Genomic DNA, 17905 nt, shown 5'->3' with positions numbered 1-17905 from the left:
TCAGAGGGGGGTCGCGTGGAGACGTTGGAGGCCCCGGAGGCGCTCGAACGGCTCAGAGCGCTCTGCCTGGCGCTGCCCGAGACCAGCGAGCGGCTGAGCCACGGCGAGCCCACATGGTTCATCCGGGGCAAGAAGACCTTCGTGATGTTCGCCGACCACCACCACGACGACCGCCTGGCCTTCTGGTGCGCGGCCCCGCCCGGCGTACAGGAAGCCCTGGTCGCGGAGGCGCCCGACCGGTTCTTCCGGCCGCCCTACGTGGGTCACAGGGGCTGGCTCGGCGTCTATCTCGACGTGGCGGCCGACTGGGATGAGATCGCCGAGATCGTCACCGACGCCTACCGGCTGGTCGCTCCCAAGAGCCTGCTCGGCCGGCTCGGCTGAGCCCTCGGGCCGCCTGGTCCGGCCGGGCGGCGGGTCACGGAAGTCGCACCTCCAGGCCTGTGTCGAAGTGGAAGTTTCACTCCGCCGCGCCGCCGTGATGCCGTACCCTGACGCCGCCGTCCCGCTCCGGACCCTCAGCCGAGCGGCCGGACGGCTCGCGGCGCCGGCACATCGGCTCGTGGCGCTAGTACATCGAGATGTGCACGTGGTCGAAGTGGTTGGCCGTGATGCCGCCGCGGTTCGCCATCGCGCGCCAGCCGGGGAAACCCAGGTTGTAGATCCGCTGCCGGTAGATCACGTACTTCACGCCCAGCTTGCCGCCGTTCTTGATGGCCCAGGCGGCGACCTGCTCGCCCATCGCGACGCCGGCGGGCGAGGGCATCGCCCCGCCCGAGCTGAGCATGAAGTCGCACGCCCTGCCCAGAGGGTGCTCCCCGCTGTTCTCGGCGCGGTAGCAGCCGACGGGGAAGCGCAACGGAAAGTGGTCCTTGACCTCGGCGCGCATCAGCCGGGTCCGCGGGGTGATGTTGTCGCCGCCGGCGGGCAGCTCGGGAGCCCACGACCCGTTCGCCCGCTTGCCGGGGGCGATGGGGACGAGCCGGTCCAGCTTGTCCTTGATCTGGGCGATGAGCTGCTCGGCGTCCTTGCGCTGCGAGGTCACCTCGACGACGTCCTCGCGCAGGCGGTCGGTGAGCGCGGCCGCGTCGTCGGCGGCCTTCTTGCGGTCGTCGCGGGCGGCTGTGTACTGGCCGATCTTCGCCGCCTGCTCGGCCTGGAGCTGTTCCAGCATCGCCGCGCCGCCGAAGCCGGGGGCCAGGACCTCCCGCATCATGCCGAGGCCGCTGCCCGCCTGGTAGCGCAGCTGGGCGATGTCGCCGACCTGGCCCGCGGACGCGGTCAACGCGGTCTCGGCGGCCTTCAGCCGCTCGCGCGCCGTCTTCTCCTCGGCCTTGGCCTTGGCGACCGCGACGCGCTTTGCGTTGTAGGTGACGATCAGCTTGTCGACCCGCTTGCCGAGCGCGGCCAGCTGCGCCTTGAGCTGTTTCTCGGTGGGCTTGGGGGCGGCGTTCCCCGCCGTTGACGGGCCGAGCACGAGAGCGGCCACGACCAGAGCGCAGGCGGCCACGGAAGCATGGCGACCGGAAGTCGGGGGCAGAGCCCACTCCTCTCCATCTGCCGACCGGGTTAGCTGACGGGTTCGGGCCGGAGTCGCCCTACCACCTGAGTGGATTCACCCCAAGGAACCATTGGGTCCCCGGCTCCCAGGCGGGGCGCCTGGGATTAGGCGGACCGGCCGTTACGGCCGGTGTCTGAAGGATGCTAGTGGTAGATCCGTATATATGGCGACCCCGGGCATTGACGTGTTGTGAGTCACGGCTGTGACCGCAGCATCCGGGCCGCCTCCTCGGGCAGCACGTCGTTGACGAACGCCCCCATCGCCGACTCCGACCCGGCCAGGTACTTCAGCTTCTGCGCCGCCCGCCGGATGCTGAACAGCTGCAGGTGCAGGTAGGCGAGGTCGCGCCCGGTGCGCACCGGCGCCTGGTGCCAGGCCGCGACGTACGGCATCGTCACCCCGAACAGCCCGTCCAGCCGGCGCAGCACGTCGGTGTACAGCGGGCCGAAGGCCGCGCGCTCCTCGGCGTCCAGCTCGCGCAGGTCCGCGGCCTTGCGGTTGAGGTAGACGTGCACCTCGAACGGCCACCGCGCCGCCGCCGGGACGAACGCCGTCCAGTGCTCGTTCGACGCGACGACGCGCGTCTCGGCCTTGCGCTCGGCGGCGAGCACGTCCGCGAACAGATCGCCGCCCGTGCGCTCGCGGTAACGGGCGGCCGAGGCCAGCATCTGCCGCGTGCGCGGCGTCACGTACGGATAGGCGTAGATCTGGCCGTGCGGATGGGCCAGCGTGATGCCGATCTCCGCGCCGCGGTTCTCGAACGGGAAGACCTGCTCCACGCCGGGCAGCAGGGAGAGCCGCTCGGTGCGGTCGGCGAGCGCCAGCAGCACCAGGTCGACCTGCTCGGGCGAGAGCCGGGAGAAGGAGGAGTCGTGGTCGGCGGTGAAGCACACCACCTCGGTGCGGCCGACGCCGGGCCGCACCTCGCTCAGGCCGCCGACGTCCTCGTAGTGGCCGAGATTGAAGCTGAAGGACGGAAAGCGGTTCTCGAACACGGCGACGTCGTAGTCCGCGGCCGGGATCTCCGTGGGGTGGCCCGGCCGCGACGGGCACAACGGGCACTCGTCGGTGGGCGGCAGGAACGTGCGGCTCTGCCGGTGCCCGGCGATCGCGATCCACTCGTCCATCACCGGGTCGTAGCGCAGCTCCGAGGCCGGGGGACGCGCGGGAAGATCCCGGGTGTCGGCCGCGCCGCGGTCGGCGCCGTCACGGCGGTCGAAGTAGATCAGCTCTCGCCCGTCCGCGAGATGGGTGACGGTCCGCTTCATCGGGCCACCTCCTGTCCGGCGGCATCCTGCGCCGCCTGTTCGGTTCTGCCGGCGGCCCGCGCCGCTCGTTCGTCTGTTCCGGCGACGGCCCGCGCCGCCTGTCCCGTCTCCGGGCTCTGTGCCGTCCGGCCCGACGGGACGGCGGGTTCCGCGGCGGCGTCGTGCGCCGCCGTCTGGAGCGTCGTCTCGCCCGGATCGGCCAGCATGAGCGTGCCGGCCTGTTCGGACAGCGCCGACCGCGCCTCCTCGGGCAGGCCGGTATCGCTGACCACCACGTCGGCCTCCTCCAGCCTGGCGATCGTGCTGATGCCGACGGTGCCCCACTTGCTGTGGTCGGCCAGGACGACCAGCCGTTGCGCCGCCGCGACGAGCTCACGGTCGGTCTCGGCCTCCAGGAGGTTGGGCGTGGTGAACCCCGCCCTGACGTTCATGCCGTGCACGCCGAGCATCAGCGTGTCGACGTTGAGCGCGCGGATGGCCGCCACGGCGACCGGGCCCACCAGCGCGTCCGAGGGGGTGCGCTCGCCTCCGGTGAGCACGACGGTCTGGTCGGCGCGCCCGGCCCGGTGGAAGACGTCGGCCACCCGCACGGAGTTGGTGATGACCGTCAGGTGCGGGACGTCGACGAGGTGGTGGGCGAGGGTCCAGGTGGTCGTGCCGGCCGACAGCGCGACCGCGCTGCCCGGGCGCACCAGCTCGGCGGCCCGGCGGGCGATGGCCTCCTTCTCGGCCTGCTGGCGCACCGACTTGGCCGCGAATCCGGGCTCCTCGGTGGAGCCGGCGCCGGTGGCGGTCGCGCCGCCGTGCACCTTGTCGACCAGCCCGCGCTCGGCCAGGGCCTCAAGGTCGCGGCGGATCGTCATGTCGGACACCCCGAGCTCGCGCACCAGGTCGGCGACCCGTACCGCGCCGTTCCTGCGGACGCGCTCGAGGATCGCCTGCTGCCGTTGCTGGGCCAGCATCGCCTCACCTCTCCACCAAGTTCCATCAAAATACTACATAATCTCACCTAGTCGGTGTTGGAACATGGTGAAGCGGCGAGCTGAGGCGGCGATGAACCGGAAGCCGGTGGGTGCCTGTGGTGTCTCTTTGGCGTTTGGGCCTTGTACCGGTTCCGGCGCGGATGCATGGTAGGGGCACGGACCGTACCTATGGGAGGCCGAGATGGCGAGACGCGCGCGCAAGAGCCGGGCCCGCAAGAAGAGAAAGGCCAACCACGGCAAGCGTCCCGTCTCCCGCTGACCGCGGCTCCGGGCCTCGCTCCCTCTCTTGCCGACCGTGGCTCCAGGCTAAGCCCTGTTTCCCGCTGACCGCCGACTGCGGCTCCCGGATCCGTCCGTCCTGCCGCGTGTGAGCCCTGCCCGTCGGACTCCGCGCCCCCATGCGGCGAGCAGCCGGGTCTGCGGGTCGGCGCTCTCGGGCCGGGGGACCGTCATTCCAGGCGGCCCAGCGTGTCCTCGACCGCGCGGTGGAACGTCGGATAGGCGTAGATCATGCTCCTGAGCTCGTCGAGCGGGACCCGCGCGTGCACGGCCAGCGTCAGCAGCCCGAGCACCTCGCCGCCCGCCGGACCCACCACGGTCGCCCCCACCAGGACGCGGCCGTCGGTGACGATCTTGACCAGGCCCTCCGCCCGGTGGATCCAGCCCCGCGCCGAGGAGGAGATCGAGGTGACCGCCGTGCGCACGTCCATGCCGGCCTCGCGCGCCTGCCCCTCGGTGAGCCCCACCCCGCCCACCTCGGGGTCGGTGAAGGTGACCCGCGGCACCGCGCGGTAGTCCGCCGCCGGCGCCGGCTCGCCGAGGATGTCGGCGAGCGCGATGCGCGCCTGGTACACGGCGACGTGGGTGAACAGTCCCTTGCCCGTGACGTCGCCGAGCGCCCACACGCCGTCGGCGGCCCGCATGCGCTCATCCACCTCGATCGCGCGGGCCGACTCGTCCAGCCCGACGGCGCCCACCCCGAGCGCCGCGAGGTCGCAACGCCGCCCGGTGGCGACCAGCAGCCTCTCGGCGCGGTGGCTGCCCTCGTCGGTCATCACGGTGAAGGCGGCGCCGTGGTGGTCCACCCGCGTCACCTGGGTTCCGGTGCGGACCGTGATCCCCTCGTCGGCGAAGACCTTGGCGATCAGCTCGCCGGCCTCCGGCTCCTCGGGCGGCAGCAGGCGGTCGGCGACCTCAAGGACGGTGACCTCGGCGCCGAAACGGCGGAACACCTGGGCGAGCTCGACCCCGACCGCGCCGCCGCCGAGCACGATGAGCGACTCGGGCACCCGCTCGGCCTCGATCGCCTCGCGGTTGGTCCAGTACGGAGTGCCGGTGAGCCCGGCGATCGCCGGCACGGCAGGCTGCGAGCCGGTGGCGACGACGATGCCGCGGCGGGCGCGAAGCACCCGGGCGCCGTCGACGGTGACCTCGCCGGGGGCGGTGATGCGGCCGCGGCCGCGCACCAGCGTGCCGCCCTTGTCGTGGAAGCGGTCGGCCGCGACCTTGTCGTCCCAGTTGTCGGTGGCCTCCTCGCGGACGCGCCGGGCCACGGGCGTCCAGTCGGGGACGACGGTCGCCTCGCCCGCCATGGACGGTATGCGCCTGCCCTCGGCGAGCAGATCGGCCGCGCGCACCATCATCTTGGACGGGACGCACCCCCAGTAAGGGCATTCGCCGCCGACCAGGCGCGCCTCGACGCCGGCGACGGCCAGCCCGGCCTCCGCGAGACGCCCAGCGACCTCCTCGCCGCCCGGCCCGAGCCCAAGGACGACGACGTCGAACTCTTCCGTTTCCCCAGCCATGGCCTTCCCCTGCCCCAGCCCCGTCCCGCCGACACGACCGCCGCCAAGATCTTCCTGGGTGAGGCGGCGGAAGTGCGCGGCACGGAAATGCGCACCTGGCGGTCGGACGTCAAAAGGCCAGGCTTCCCTGGGCGGGGTGGCCTGGCCTTTCATGGTGAGAGCGGACGACGGGAATCGAACCCGCGTAGCCAGTTTGGAAGACTGGGGCTCTACCATTGAGCTACGTCCGCGCGAGCCGGTCGCCGTCTGGTCTAGACTTCATCCGGTCGTCAGGACGTAAGCGTACCGGAGTTTGCGAGTGCGCGAACGGCCCGATGTTCCGGGGTGTAGCGCAGCTTGGTAGCGCACCTGCTTTGGGAGCAGGGGGCCGCAGGTTCAAATCCTGTCACCCCGACACGCACGTCAAGGGCCGTTTCTCACCTGAGGAACGGCCCCCGCCGACACCTCGGTCGCGGACCCCCATGGAGGTCCGCGACCAAGTTGTTTCTCACGTCGCCCGGGCGCCCCCGGGGAATGTGCGCGCAGCCGCTATCCGCCGATGCTCGCCCACCCGCCGTCCTCGAAGTGCTGCACCGTGATGCCGTTGACGGGCGGCTTGGTGTGGTCGGTGCCGTCGATGCCGAGTCCGGGCAGCATGATGCCGATGTCGTCGACCTTCAGCGAGTTGATGGAGTCCATGAATCCCTGGCGGCTGACGGTCTTCGTCTTCTTCAGCGCCTCGACGAGCGCGGCGGCGGCGGCGTAGGTGTACGCCGCGTTGGAGATCTTCGGGTTGGCGTCGGACGCGTACTTCTTCATCTGCGCCGTCATGGTCTCGATCGCCGGGTCGTTCGCCCAGTGCGGGTCGTCGGCGCGTTTCACGAAGGAGGCCGAGTAGAGCTCCGGGTAGGCGGTGAGGCCGGCGGGGGCGATGACCTGGCTGACCGACGAGCTCACGCTGGCCATCACGACCTTGGGCTTCCAGCCGAGCGTGAGCGCGTGGTTGACCGCGCCTCCGACGACCGACGGGATCGCCGCCAGGTACAGCACGTCGGCCTTGGTCGCGGCCAGGTTCGTGATCTGGCTGTCGACGGTGGCGTCCGTCGGGGAGTAGGACTCCACCTTCTTGATCGTGACCTGCGATCCCGCGATGCCCTCCTCCAGCCCGTGCAGGAAGACCTCGCCGAACGTGTCGGACTGCCGGAGCACGGCCACCTTCAGCGGCTTGCCCTGGGCGGCCAGGTACTTGCCGTACGCGACGCCTTCCGACGCGTAGGTGGGCTGCCAGCCGACGGTCCACGGGTTGGCCTTGCGGTCGTTGCTGAACACCGCGTCGCCGGCGTTGACGAACGCCTCGGGGACGCCGTCCTCGTTGGCCTTCTTCATGATCGCCAGGTTCGTCGCGGTGCCGAACGTCTGGAACAGAGCGAAGACCCGGTCGGATTCGACGAGCTTGCTGTAGTTCTGGCGGGTCTTGGCCGGAGTGTACCCATCGTCGTAGTAGATGAATTTGATCTTGCGGGTCTTGCCGTCGGACATGGTGACGCCGCCGGCCTCGTTGATCGACTCGAAGTACGCGACGGCGGCGCCCTTCGACGCCGTCCCGTTGGCGCCGAGCGGTCCGGAGAGCGCGAAGCTGGACCCGATGGTGATGGTCGTGTCGGTGATGCCGGGATCGGCGCCGCTTCCCTCGGCGCTCGGTCGGCCGCCGCAGGCGGCGAGTGCCAGCACCAGCGTGCCGGCCGTGGCGGTCAGATGGACGAATTTCTGTGGACGCATCGTGCCGTTCCCTCGTGGAAGGTGATGAAAATGGATGGATGACCTCATTCGCCCGTGCGTTCTGACGGCGGGATGGCGACGAGTTCGGTTTTGAGGGGTTCAGAGAGCGCCACGGTCTCTCGCGGCTCCCCGGCGCTCGCCGGTTCGTGCCGCGGTCGTCGCTCTTTCCACCTTCGAGGTGTGGCCCGGGAGACGAGCCACTGCAGGCCTCCGTACACGCCCTTCGGGAAGAAGATGAGCACGACGAGCAGTGCCATGCCGAACACCAGGTAGGAACGCCCCGGTGCGACCTTGTCGGTGATGTTGGGGACCAGTACGTAGAACGCGGCGCCGATCACCGAGCCGAACGAACTGCGCAGCCCTCCGACGACCGCCGCGACGAGCATCAGGATGGTGAGGTTCAGGTGGAGCGTCTCGGGGGAGATGAACTGGACCGCTATCAGGCACAGCCAGCCGGCGAGCCCGCCGCACAGCGCCGAGATGGTGAAGGCCAGCACCTTGTACCGCATCACCGGGATGCCCATCGCGGTCGCCACGGTCTCGTTGGTGCGCAGCAGGTCGAGCCCGCGCCCGACGCGGCCGCGCAGCGTGTTGCGCACCAGGACGAACGCGATCGCGGCGATGACGAGCACGATGTAGTAGTGCCACTGGTCGTTGGCGAGGCCCGACCATCCCGGCGCGTCCAGCGCGTCGACCGTGAGGCCCTCGGAACCTCCGGTGACGCTTGAGAGGCGGATCGACAGCGGCACGGCGATGACCGGCAGCGCCAGGGTGATGGTGCCGAAGGCGAAGCCGCGGGTGCGGACCGCGGGCAGCGCCAGCAGCGTGCCGACGAGGCCGGTGCCGCCGACCGCCAGGGCGAAGGTCGGCACGACGGGCCAGTCGTGCGTGAAGCCGTAGGCCGCGATGTACCCGCCCAGCCCGAAGAACGCGGACTGGCCCAGCGACGCCTGCCCGGCGTGACCGGTGATGACGTCGATGCCGCGGATCGCGACGGCGTAGGCGGCGATCAGGGCGACCTGGAGGTTGAGGAACGGGCTCGCCGACAGCGGCAGGAGCGCGAGCGCCGCGACGGCGGCCGCCGCGGCCAGCCGGCTCACCAGCCGGGGGGTGAGCGGCCGGTTCGCCGTGGCCGGGCGGGGAGACGGGGTGTGGGTCATACCCGTGCCACCTCCCGGCGCCCGAACAGGCCCTGGGGCCTGGCCAGCAGGACCACGGCCATCAGCAGCATCGGCACCAGGATCTGCAGGTCGGACCCGATGAAGGCGACGTAGCTTCCCGCGAGGTTCTGCACGATGCCGATCGTCCAGGCCGCGAACACCGCGCCGATGGGGCTGTCGAGGCCGCCGAGGACGGCGGCCGCCAGCGCGTAGACGAGAACGGCGTCCATCATGTCCGGGTGCAGGGAGATCGTCGGGGCGACGAGGCAGCTCGCGATCGCGCCGACCACCGCGGCCAGCGCCCAGCCGCTCATCAGCAGCCGGCCGACCGGCAACCCGGACTGCGCGCTGGACTCGGGGTTCTCCGCGACGGCCCGCATCGCCAGTCCGAACCGGGTGCGCTGGAACAGCAGCTTCAACGCGATGATGATCATGATCAGGACCGCGACGATCCCGACGTCGGAGGCGGTGAAGTAGACCGAGCCGACGGACAGGTTCCGGTGGGGGAACAGCGAGGGGAACGGCTTCAGCTCGGCGCCCCAGACCAGCCTGATCAGGCCGTTGAGGCAGATCAGCACCGCGACCGTCACGATGATCGTGACGAGCTGGTCGCCGCCTTCGAAACGCCGGATCAGGAACCGCTCGAGCAGTGCGCCGAACACCGCGGAGGCGACGGCGGCGACGAGGACGGCGGGAACGATCGGCAGGCCCGCGCCCACCGCCGTGTAGGCGATGTAGGCCGATGCCACGGCCATCTGGCCCTGTGCGAAGTTGACCAGCCCGGTGGAGCGGTAGACGAGGACGAGCGCGAGCGCGAGCGCGCCGTAGATGGACCCCGACGTGATCCCGTCGGCGATCTGTTGGAGGAACGGCATGTGAGCTCCCTCAGGTGCCGAGGTAGGCGCGGCGGACGTCTTCATGGCCCGCGATGTCGGCGGCGGCGCCGGCCAGCGCGACCCGCCCGTTCTCGAGGACGACGGCGTCGTCGGCGAGCCCGAGGGCGAGGTTCGCGTTCTGCTCGACGACGAGGACGGCGGTGTTCCACTCGTCGCGGAGCACCGGCAGCAGGTCGAAGATCTGCCGGATGACGCCGGGGGCGAGCCCGAGCGAGGGTTCGTCGAGCAGCATCAGCCGCGGCCGCGACATCAGCGCGCGCGACAGCGCGAGCATCTGCTGCTCGCCTCCCGAGAGGGTTCCCGCGGCCGACCGCGCGCGCCGGCCGAGGATGGGGAACAGCGACGCGCAGCGGTCGAGGTCGGCGGCGACCCCCTTGCGGTCGCGCCTGCCCAGCGCGCCGACCAGCAGGTTGTCGTGCACCGAGAGCTGCGCGAAGGTGCCCCGGCCCTGCGGTACGTGCGCGATGCCGAGGCGGGCCACCCGGTCGGCGGTGAGGCCGGCCAGGTCGTGCCCGTCGAACATCACCGACCCGCGACGGAAGATCATGCCCGTGATGGCGCGCAGCGTCGTCGTCTTGCCGGCCCCATTGGCGCCGAGCAGCGCGGTGGTGCCGCCGGGGGCGACGTCGAGGTCCACGCCGTGGAGCACCTCGCCCGCGCCGTAGCCGGCGGTGAGGTCCCGGACGGTCAGCAGCGTCATGCCGCCGCCCCCAGGTAGGCGTCGATGACGACGGGGTGGCGCTGCACCTCGGCCGCGGGACCTTCGGCGACCTTCTCGCCCTGCACGAGGACGACGACGTTGTCGGTGATCGCGCTGACCAGCCCCATGTGGTGCTCGACGAGGAGGATGCCGACGTCGAAGTCGGAGCGGACCCGGCGGATCTGCTCGCCCAGCTCCAGCACCTCCTCGTGGGTGAGGCCGGCGGCGAGCTCGTCGAGCAGGAGCAGCGACGGGCGCGACATCAGAGCGCGCGCGAGATCGACGCGCTTCTGGCTCCCGTAGGACAGCTCGCCCGCCATCACGTGGGACAGGTGCGAGATCCGCAGGTAGTCGAGCAGTTCGGCCGCGCGGTCCGCCGCCGTCCGCTCGTCACGGCCCACCGCGATCCGGAATGCGTAGCGGAACGGTCCGCCGCGAATGATGCTGTGCCCGCCGGCCAGGACGTTGTCCAGCACCGACCTGTCGCGTTGCAGCACCGGGTGCTGGAACGTCCGCGCGATGCCCTGCCCGGCCCGGGTGTGCGGGGGGCGCCGGGTGAGGTCGGCGCCTCGCAGGAGGATCCGCCCCGCGGTCGGGCTGTAGTACCCGCAGACGCAGTTGAACAAAGAGGTCTTGCCCGCACCGTTCGGGCCGACGAGTCCGCAGATGGCGCCTTCGGCCACGTCGAGGTCCACGTCGGTGAGGGCCTTCACCCCGCCGAAGGCGAGGCTGAGCCCTTCGACGCGCAGCAGCGGCGGGGCGGTGGCGCCACCCCCGCGGTCGGCGGGCGGGTCGTCAGCAGGCATGTGAATCTCCGGTCGTTGTCCCGCGGCGTGTCGGCCGGGAGGTGCGAGGGTGGATGAGTCGGCGCGGCGCCGTGCCGGGGCCGGCTAGGCGTCGGCCGCGATGATCTGTTCGACGACCGACGCGATGTCGGGGCCGACGATGTCGGGCTGCTCGCCGAGCGGGCTGAGCGCCGTTCCAGGCCGGGCGACGAACGCCGCCCGGCAGCCGGCGCTCAGCGCCCCCGAGACGTCCCACGAGTGCGCGGCCACCAGCCGCACGTCCGAGATCGGCACGCCGTAGGCGTCCGCGACGGCCAGGTAGGGCTCTGGAGCGGGCTTCAGGCGCGCCACGGAGTCGGCCGAGACGACCCGGTCGAACCGCTCGCGGATGCCCGCGTTGCGCAGCTGGGCCTCGCCGACCGATTCGAGCGAGTTGACCAGCGCGACCACGCGCAGCGGTGTGCGGGCCAGCGCACGCAGCGCGCCGGGCACCTCGGGGTGCGGCGGGAGCGAGCTCATCTGGTGGACGAGCGCGTCGGCGTCCCCGGCCGAGATCGTGACGCCGTGCCGCTGCGCGAGCATCCGCAGCGCCGCGTGCTGGGCGGTGCTGAAGTCGACGTACCGGCCGGTCAGCCCGCCCACGAAGGACAGTTGCAGCATCTGGGCGAACCACTGCGGGCGCATCCCGGCGATGCCGAACAATCGCTCGAAGGCCGGGTCGAGGGCTCGCAGGTCGAGCAGCGTCTCATTGACGTCGAAGGCGATCACGCGTGCCAACGCCGGCTCCTCAGGGACTCGCCTCGGTGGAGGGAAGGGGGAGCGCCGGTCACGTCGCGGGAAGTTCCCGGTAGAGACCGAGCGCCCGCACGACGGGTTCGTTGGTGTAGGAGAACAGCACGGCGTCGTCGGACCGTGAGGCGTTGACGTGCTCGTAGCTCGCCCAGGACGGGACGACGAAGATGTCCTTCTCGCCCCACGCGATCTCCTGGCCGTCGACGACGGTGGTGCCTTCGCCGCGGACGACGTGCAGAATCGTGCCGGCGGTGTGCCGCCGCCGCGCGCCGTGGAAGCCGGGGATGAGCCGCTGCACCCGGCACGACATCGTCGGCATGACCGGTCCGCCGGTCCACGGGTTGGTGTATTCGAGCACGATGCCGTCGGCGTCGCTGCCGTCGGCGTGGTCGGCGATCGCCTCGAAGGCCCGCTGGGTCTCGGCCCAGGGGTAGTTGCCGATCGGGGAGCTGACCGTCCGCTCGCCGATCCAGGCCGGGTTCAGCCGGCCGTGGATGAACTGCAGCGACGACAGGCCGTCGGGGACCGAGGCCTTCTGCGCGGTCTCGGAGTACAGCTCGAAGAAGGCGTTGTCGAGGGAGTTGACCAGCGGGAAGTCCAGGCCGTCGAGCCACATCATCGGCCCGTCGCCCTCGTGGTAGTGGTCGTGCCACTGCCAGCCGGGCGTGAGCAGCAGGTCCCCGGGGTGCATGTGCACCCGCTCTCCGGCGACCGTCGTGTAGGCGCCTGAGCCCTCGATGATGTAGCGGAACGCGTTGGCGGAGTGCCGGTGCGCCTGCGCCTGCTCGCCGGGAAGGATGATCTGGATGCCGGCGTACAGGCCGGTGACCGTGGCCGACTCCTGCCGCAGGCCGGGGTTGATCAGCATCAGGACGCGGCGCTGCGCCTCTTCGATCGACAGCACGTCGGCGAAGTGCAGCATGTACGGCCGCAGCTTGCGGTAGTCCCAGTGGAACGGCACCGCCCTGGCGACGGGCTCGGCGGGAAACAGGTTGCTGAGATGGCGCCAGAGCGCGCCGACGCTCATCGACTCCATCGCCTCGTAGGCGCCGTCCGCGCAGGCGCTGTCCGTAGGCACAGATGTCCTGGTCATCGTGCGGGCTCCCTTTCGTGCCGGGTGCTTGTCGGGTCGTATCCGTAGAGCCAGTCGACGATCTCGAAGTCGTCCTCGGCGCGCTGTGAGAGCAGCGCGGCCCGCAGGCCGGCGCCGACGCCGTCGATGTGGAGGACGTCGCCCCACGCGCGGGCCGTGGTCTGGACCCGGGCCGCGCGCGGGAAGCGGACCGCCTCGTAGGCCTTGAAAGCGGCCTCGGTGTCGCCGGGATGCGCCGCCACGCTGTCCGCGAGCGCGACCGAGTCCTCGATCGCCTGGCAGGCGCCCTGCGCGAGGTACTGCAGCATCGGATGGGCGGCGTCGCCGATCAGCGTGATGTTGCCGCGGCTCCACCCGCTCAGCGGTTCCCTGTCCAGCATGGGCCAGCGCCGGGTGCGGTCCATGAGCGCGACACCGCGGGCGACCTCGGGGCAGGTGCCCTCGAAGGCGTGCTCCAGCTGGCGGCCGATGTCTTCGGCTCCCGCGGTGTAGCGGCGGGTGTCGAACGTGGCGACCTGGTTGCACAGCTCGCCGCGGCGCACCGGGTACTGCACCAGGTGCAGGCTCGGGCCGACCCAGATGACCATGCCGTCGGGCTCGCGCAGGCCGCCGTGCGCCGCCAGGGCCTCGATCGGCACCGTGCCGCGGTAGGCGACATACCCGGAGTCCACGGGGGCGCCGTCGTCGACCAGCATGTCGCGGGTCGGCGAGTACAGCCCGTCCGCGGCCACCAGCGCCGCGGTCTCGTACTCGCTGCCGTCGGCGCAGCGGACCAGCGCTCCGTTGTGGCGTGGTTCGACGCTCAGCACGTGCTTGGACGGCAGCAGCTCGACGAGCCCGCTCTGCTCGCAGGCCGCCCACACGGCCTGATGGAGGTCGGCCCGGTGGGTCACGAAGTAGCGGTGGCCGAACCGTTCGAGGAACGGCTCGGCCGTCTCCAGCGCGGTGATCCGCTCGCCGGTCATGGCGTCGCGCAGGACGAGACGGCGGGGGAAGAACGCGTCGCGCGTGACGTCGGCCAGGACGCCGAGGCGGTCCAGCACCCGGGACGCGTTCGGGCCCACCTGGAGCCCCGCGCCGACCTCGCCGAACTCCGGCGCGCGCTCCAGTACGCGGACCTGGTGCCCGTCGCGGGCCAGCGCGAGCGCGGCGGTGAGCCCGCCGATGCCCCCGCCGATCACGAGGAACTCGCTGTGCTCAGGTCGGGTCATCGTGGTGGCCCGCCTTGTTCGTGAACGAATTCATCAGCATGCGGATGAAAATGGCACGGGTGTTGGACGGGCGTCAAGGGGTTGCGCGAGGCGGCGGATCGCGAGTATCGCCGGCGGGCGGCACACGCGGCACGGCCCGGCCGCGGCCGATGGCGGCGCCCGTACGGCCGATGGCGGCCGGTCGTGGCGATTGGGCGGCCGGTGAGCGTCTTCGGGCGGCCCGCGGGCGACCGGGGTCAGTCGTCCTGGTAGTCGAGCAGGCCGCGGTGCTGGTCGAGCAGCGAGTTCAGCAGCGAGATCAGCTGCGTGCGCTGTGTGTCGTCGAGCCCGTGGAGCATCGCCTCGTTGACCTGCCGGGCCCGTGCGGTGGCCTCGACGTAGACCGCGCGGCCCGCGTTGGTCAGCCGCACGACGCGGCGCCGGGCGTCGTCGGGATCCTTCACCTGGCTCACCAGGCGTCGCGCGACCAGGCGCCTGATCACGTCGGCCGCGGTCGAGCGGTCCAGGCGGGCCCGTGACCTGAGCGTCGTCTGCTTGAGCTCGCCCTCGTGGGCCAGGGCGTGCAGCACGGCGAACTGCGGAGACGTGAGGCCGGCCGGGAAGACCTCGGACCAGATGGCGACATGGAGCTGCTGGCAGGTGCGCAGCAGGTGGCCGATCATGCCCGACAGCTCGAACTCGACGGCCTCTGTCAGGACCGCCCGAGTTTCCTTCACAGCCTTGTTTCCCTCCGCCTGCTCTGCTCTTGCCGCGTTCATGGCCAAGCGAACTCTCCGGATCGTAACAAGTGGGCGGCGGCCGGGTCACGTGCGGTGGCCACTCTTGACCGACACGCTCGCGATCAATATCGTCAGTACACGGATTAATTTCTCGGCGGGCTCGCTGTGCGTCCGCGCCGACTCGAACTAGGGCGGGCACGAATGCGACTGGTGACATACGACGGCGGCCGCGTCGGCTACATCGCCGGCGACCGGGTGGTCGATCTCGGCGAGGTGGCCGGCGGCTACGAGCTGCCCGGCGCGAAGGGCGCGATGCGCCGCCTGCTGGAGCGCTGGGATGAGGTCCGTTCGAGCCTGCCCGCACCCTCGTCGGCCAACAGCGTCGCGCTGGCCGACGTCCGCCTGGAGGCTCCGGTCCCCGACCCGACCAAGATCGTCGCCGCGCCGGTCAACTACCGCGACCACAAGTCCGAGATGGAGCTGACGGTCGACGTCAGCGACCTCGCGGTCTTCCTCAAGGCCCCTTCGTCGATCATCGCCCACGGCGGCACCGTCCGGCTGCCCTACTCCGACCGGCGCGTCGACCAGGAGGGCGAGCTCGCCGCCGTCATCGGGCGCCGGGCGCGCGACGTTTCCGAGGACGAGGCGCTCGAGTACGTCGCCGGCTACACCTGCTGCCTGGACATCACGATGCGGGGCGGCGAGGACCGGTCGACCCGCAAGTCGTTCGACACCTTCACGCCGCTGGGCCCGTGGCTGGTCACCCGGGACGAGGCCGACCCGGCCGACGACATCGACCTCGACTGCAGCGTCGGCGGCGAGCACCGCCAGAAGACCAACACCAAGCAGCTCATCTGGGGCGTCGCCAAGCTGGTCTCCTACATCTCGACGGTCATGACCCTGGAGGTCGGCGACGTGATCGCGACGGGCACCCCGTCGGGCGTCGGCCCCATCGTGGCGGGCGACGAGGTCTCGGTGACCCTGTCGAGCATCGGCACGCTCGCCGTCACCGTCGCGAGCGACAACCCCGGGCCGTCGCCCACCGGCACCCGGAAGCGCTGAGGAGCGAGATGCCCGTGATCGTCGATGTCCGCACCTCCTGGTCGCGGATCCCGCTCGGCGCCGGCCGCGGCGGCTCCGGAGCCACCAAGGTCGACCTGCTGCTCGTCACCGTCCTCGACGACGAGGGCGTGACCGGCACCGGTTTCACCTACGCGCTGACCGGCGGCATGGACGGCGTCCACGCACTGCTGGGCGGGACGGTCCGCGACCAGGTCGTCGGCGGCGAGCTCGACCACTGGCCGCGGATCTGGCAGCGCGTCTGGGACGACACCCACCGCCTCGGCCGCGGAGTCGCGCTGCCGGCGCTGTCCGCCGTCGACATCGCGGTGTGGGACCTGCGGGCCCGCCGCGCCGAGCTGCCCCTGTACAGGCTCCTCGGCGCGCACCGCGACGACGTCGAGGTCTACGGCAGCGGCCGTGCCACGCACGCCATGACCACCGACCAGCTCGTCGAGGGCGCGCGGAGCTACGTCGCCGAGGGGTACACGGCGGTGAAGCTGCGCATCGGCGCCCGCCGCGCGGAGCAGGACATCGCGCGCGTCCGCGCCGTCCGTGCGGCCGTCGGCGACGATGTGCGAATCATGGTCGACTGCAACGAACGGCTCGACCTGCCCACCGCGCAGTGGGCCGGCGCCCGCCTGGCCGACCTCGGCGTGTACTGGATGGAGGAGCCGTTGCGCTCCGACGACATCGAAGGCCACGCCACGCTCGCCGCCGGTCTCGGCCTGCCGATCGCCGTCGGCGAGCACCTGCACGGACGGTTCGAGTTCGCCGCCTACCTGCGTGAACGCGCCGCGTCGGTCCTCCAGCCCGACGTGCCGCTCACCGGCGGAGTGACGGAATGGCTGCGCATCTCGGCGATCGCCGAGGCGTTCGGCGCGACGCTGAGCCCGCACTTCCTGCCCGAACTGCACGTCCACCTCGCCGCGGCCGTGCCGAACTGTCCCTACATCGAGCACTTCCCGCTGATCGACGACGTGCTGCTCGAAACGCTGCAGATCAAGGACGGCCGCGCCGCCCCGCCCGACCGGCCCGGGCACGGCATGGCGTGGAACCACGACGCCCTCGACGACCTGAGGGTCCGCTGACCGAGACGCCCTGAGGTCCAACTATCGAGACGACCTGGGCCCACTGACCGGACGGAAGCCCGTGGGCGGCCGCATGGCCGCCTACGGGCGCCCGGCGCCGATCACGTCGCGCACCGTCTCGACGAAGCGGAGGACGGCGGGCGAGGCGTCGGCGCTCCGCCACGCCAGCCCTGTGTCCAGGGTGGCGACGGCCGGCGCCTTCAACGGCCTGTACGCGACATCGGGCCTGCGCAACGTCTTCATGGACTCCGGCACCAGCGCCACTCCGAGCCCCGCGGCGACGAGTCCCACGATCGCGTGGATCTGCTGCGCCTCCTGAACCACGTCAGGGCTGAACCCGGCGCTCAGGCACAGGCTGACGGCACGGTCGAAGACGATCGGCTCGCGCGAGCGCGGGACCATGATGAACGGCTCCCGCGCGAGATCGGTCAGGTCCACGGCGGCGTGCCCGCTCAGTGCGTGCTCCTCGGGCAGGACGACGCAGATCGGTTCCGTGAGCACCCGTTCGCAGGTGAACCGGTCGTCGTCGACGGGCATCCGCACGAAGCCGACATCGAGGGTGTTCGCGGCGAGCAGGTGGAGCTGCTCGGCCGTCGTGAGCTCGTGCAGGCTGAGATCGACATCGGGATGCCGTCCCCGGAACGCCCTGACGACGGCCGGCAGGACGCTGTAGGCGGCCGGGCCCACGAACCCCGCTTCGACGCGCCCGGTCTGCCCGCCGGCGGCGCGCCGCGCGGCGACGACCGCGCTCTCCCGGCGCTCCAGCAGGGCCCGCGCGTCCTCCAGGAAGACCCGCCCCGCGTCGGTGAGCTCCACATGACGCTTCGTGCGGGTCAGGAGCTTCACCCCCAGTTCCGTCTCAAGGCGGACGATCTGCTGGCTGAGCGCCGGCTGGACGATGTGCAGCCGCGCCGCGGCGCGCCGGAAGTGCAGCTCCTCGGCGACGGCGACGAAATATTCGAGATGTCGGAAATCCATGATGGTCGCCAATCCTGCGTCGGTGCCGGCCGTCCCGGACCTCTGA

17 protein-coding genes, 2 tRNA genes, 1 pseudogene and 1 riboswitch are annotated in these 17905 nt (G+C 71.4%); of the genes and pseudogenes, 5 read left to right on the top strand and 15 right to left on the bottom strand.

Going from position 1 to position 17905, the window contains the following annotated elements:
- Positions 1-15: 15 nt before the first annotated feature.
- The gene (locus ACZ6QO_RS32530; protein ID WP_465856391.1) at positions 16-384 is read left to right on the top strand and encodes an MmcQ/YjbR family DNA-binding protein; all 369 of its coding nucleotides are present in this window, start codon (positions 16-18) and stop codon (positions 382-384) included.
- Positions 385-568: 184 nt separating this feature from the next.
- Here ACZ6QO_RS32530 and ACZ6QO_RS32525 read toward each other — a convergent pair whose 3' ends face one another.
- The 3 genes and pseudogenes from ACZ6QO_RS32525 to ACZ6QO_RS32515 form a co-directional block, all read right to left on the bottom strand.
- A complete protein-coding gene (locus tag ACZ6QO_RS32525) occupies positions 569-1510 on the bottom strand; it encodes a coiled-coil domain-containing protein (protein WP_465856389.1) in 942 nt (313 codons plus the stop codon).
- A 34-nt stretch (positions 1511-1544) separates the two neighbouring features.
- Positions 1545-1682: riboswitch (cyclic di-AMP (ydaO/yuaA leader) on the bottom strand.
- A gap of 73 nt (positions 1683-1755) precedes the next feature.
- Entirely contained in the window at positions 1756-2829 is a 1074-nt protein-coding gene (gene galT, locus ACZ6QO_RS32520) for a galactose-1-phosphate uridylyltransferase (RefSeq protein WP_465856387.1), read from the bottom strand.
- Between the two features lie 194 nt (positions 2830-3023).
- Positions 3024-3791 (bottom strand): annotated as a pseudogene (locus ACZ6QO_RS32515) (DeoR/GlpR family DNA-binding transcription regulator); the annotation flags it as partial.
- Between the two features lie 202 nt (positions 3792-3993).
- Here ACZ6QO_RS32515 and ACZ6QO_RS32510 point away from each other — a divergent pair.
- Entirely contained in the window at positions 3994-4071 is a 78-nt protein-coding gene (locus tag ACZ6QO_RS32510) for a 50S ribosomal protein bL37 (protein WP_380832349.1), read from the top strand.
- Positions 4072-4261: 190 nt separating this feature from the next.
- Here ACZ6QO_RS32510 and ACZ6QO_RS32505 read toward each other — a convergent pair whose 3' ends face one another.
- Positions 4262-5617 (bottom strand): dihydrolipoyl dehydrogenase family protein, encoded by a 1356-nt coding sequence (locus ACZ6QO_RS32505; RefSeq protein ID WP_465856385.1) that lies wholly within the window; start codon positions 5615-5617, stop codon positions 4262-4264.
- 159 nt (positions 5618-5776) lie between these two features.
- Positions 5777-5847, bottom strand: a tRNA-Gly gene (locus ACZ6QO_RS32500).
- 90 nt (positions 5848-5937) lie between these two features.
- Here ACZ6QO_RS32500 and ACZ6QO_RS32495 point away from each other — a divergent pair.
- Positions 5938-6011: transfer RNA gene (locus tag ACZ6QO_RS32495), tRNA-Pro, on the top strand.
- A gap of 134 nt (positions 6012-6145) precedes the next feature.
- On the opposite strand, the gene ACZ6QO_RS32490 is transcribed toward ACZ6QO_RS32495, so the two are convergent.
- The 9 genes from ACZ6QO_RS32490 to ACZ6QO_RS32450 all read right to left on the bottom strand — a co-directional run bounded on the left by ACZ6QO_RS32490 (position 6146) and on the right by ACZ6QO_RS32450 (position 14728).
- A complete protein-coding gene (locus ACZ6QO_RS32490; RefSeq protein ID WP_465856383.1) occupies positions 6146-7375 on the bottom strand; it encodes an ABC transporter substrate-binding protein in 1230 nt (409 codons plus the stop codon).
- 44 nt (positions 7376-7419) lie between these two features.
- Positions 7420-8535 (bottom strand): branched-chain amino acid ABC transporter permease, encoded by a 1116-nt coding sequence (locus tag ACZ6QO_RS32485; protein ID WP_465856381.1) that lies wholly within the window; start codon positions 8533-8535, stop codon positions 7420-7422.
- Positions 8532-9410 (bottom strand): branched-chain amino acid ABC transporter permease, encoded by an 879-nt coding sequence (locus tag ACZ6QO_RS32480; RefSeq protein WP_465856379.1) that lies wholly within the window; start codon positions 9408-9410, stop codon positions 8532-8534. Before ACZ6QO_RS32480 ends, ACZ6QO_RS32485 begins: the two co-directional genes overlap by 4 nt.
- Positions 9411-9420: 10 nt before the next feature.
- Positions 9421-10131, bottom strand: coding sequence for an ABC transporter ATP-binding protein (locus tag ACZ6QO_RS32475; RefSeq protein WP_465856377.1), 711 nt, complete (start codon positions 10129-10131; stop codon positions 9421-9423).
- Positions 10128-10937, bottom strand: a complete 810-nt coding sequence (locus ACZ6QO_RS32470; RefSeq protein WP_465856375.1) for an ABC transporter ATP-binding protein — start codon at positions 10935-10937, stop codon at positions 10128-10130. The genes ACZ6QO_RS32475 and ACZ6QO_RS32470 overlap by 4 nt, the downstream gene beginning before the upstream one ends.
- An 84-nt stretch (positions 10938-11021) precedes the next feature.
- Positions 11022-11684, bottom strand: coding sequence for a haloacid dehalogenase type II (locus ACZ6QO_RS32465; protein WP_465856545.1), 663 nt, complete (start codon positions 11682-11684; stop codon positions 11022-11024).
- Between the two features lie 58 nt (positions 11685-11742).
- Positions 11743-12801 (bottom strand): cupin domain-containing protein, encoded by a 1059-nt coding sequence (locus ACZ6QO_RS32460; RefSeq protein WP_465856373.1) that lies wholly within the window; start codon positions 12799-12801, stop codon positions 11743-11745.
- The gene (locus ACZ6QO_RS32455) at positions 12798-14012 is read right to left on the bottom strand and encodes an FAD-dependent oxidoreductase (RefSeq protein WP_465856371.1); all 1215 of its coding nucleotides are present in this window, start codon (positions 14010-14012) and stop codon (positions 12798-12800) included. The genes ACZ6QO_RS32460 and ACZ6QO_RS32455 overlap by 4 nt, the downstream gene beginning before the upstream one ends.
- A gap of 236 nt (positions 14013-14248) precedes the next feature.
- Positions 14249-14728: a MarR family winged helix-turn-helix transcriptional regulator gene (locus tag ACZ6QO_RS32450; RefSeq protein ID WP_465856369.1), complete on the bottom strand. Its 480-nt coding sequence runs from the start codon at positions 14726-14728 to the stop codon at positions 14249-14251.
- 204 nt (positions 14729-14932) lie between these two features.
- Between ACZ6QO_RS32450 and ACZ6QO_RS32445 the strand changes: the two genes are divergently transcribed.
- Positions 14933-15793: a fumarylacetoacetate hydrolase family protein gene (locus ACZ6QO_RS32445; RefSeq protein WP_465856367.1), complete on the top strand. Its 861-nt coding sequence runs from the start codon at positions 14933-14935 to the stop codon at positions 15791-15793.
- A gap of 14 nt (positions 15794-15807) precedes the next feature.
- Positions 15808-16881 carry a mandelate racemase/muconate lactonizing enzyme family protein gene (locus ACZ6QO_RS32440; protein WP_465856365.1) on the top strand — a complete coding sequence of 358 codons (1074 nt, stop codon included), beginning with the start codon at positions 15808-15810 and terminating at the stop codon, positions 16879-16881.
- Between the two features lie 81 nt (positions 16882-16962).
- On the opposite strand, the gene ACZ6QO_RS32435 is transcribed toward ACZ6QO_RS32440, so the two are convergent.
- Positions 16963-17859, bottom strand: a complete 897-nt coding sequence (locus ACZ6QO_RS32435; RefSeq protein ID WP_465856363.1) for a LysR family transcriptional regulator — start codon at positions 17857-17859, stop codon at positions 16963-16965.
- Between the last annotated feature and the right edge of the window lie 46 nt (positions 17860-17905).

The organism is Sphaerisporangium sp. NPDC049457 (assembly GCF_055586705.1).
The sequence above is the reverse complement of the archived record's forward strand: the minus strand, read 5'-3'. Positions and strand labels throughout refer to the sequence as shown.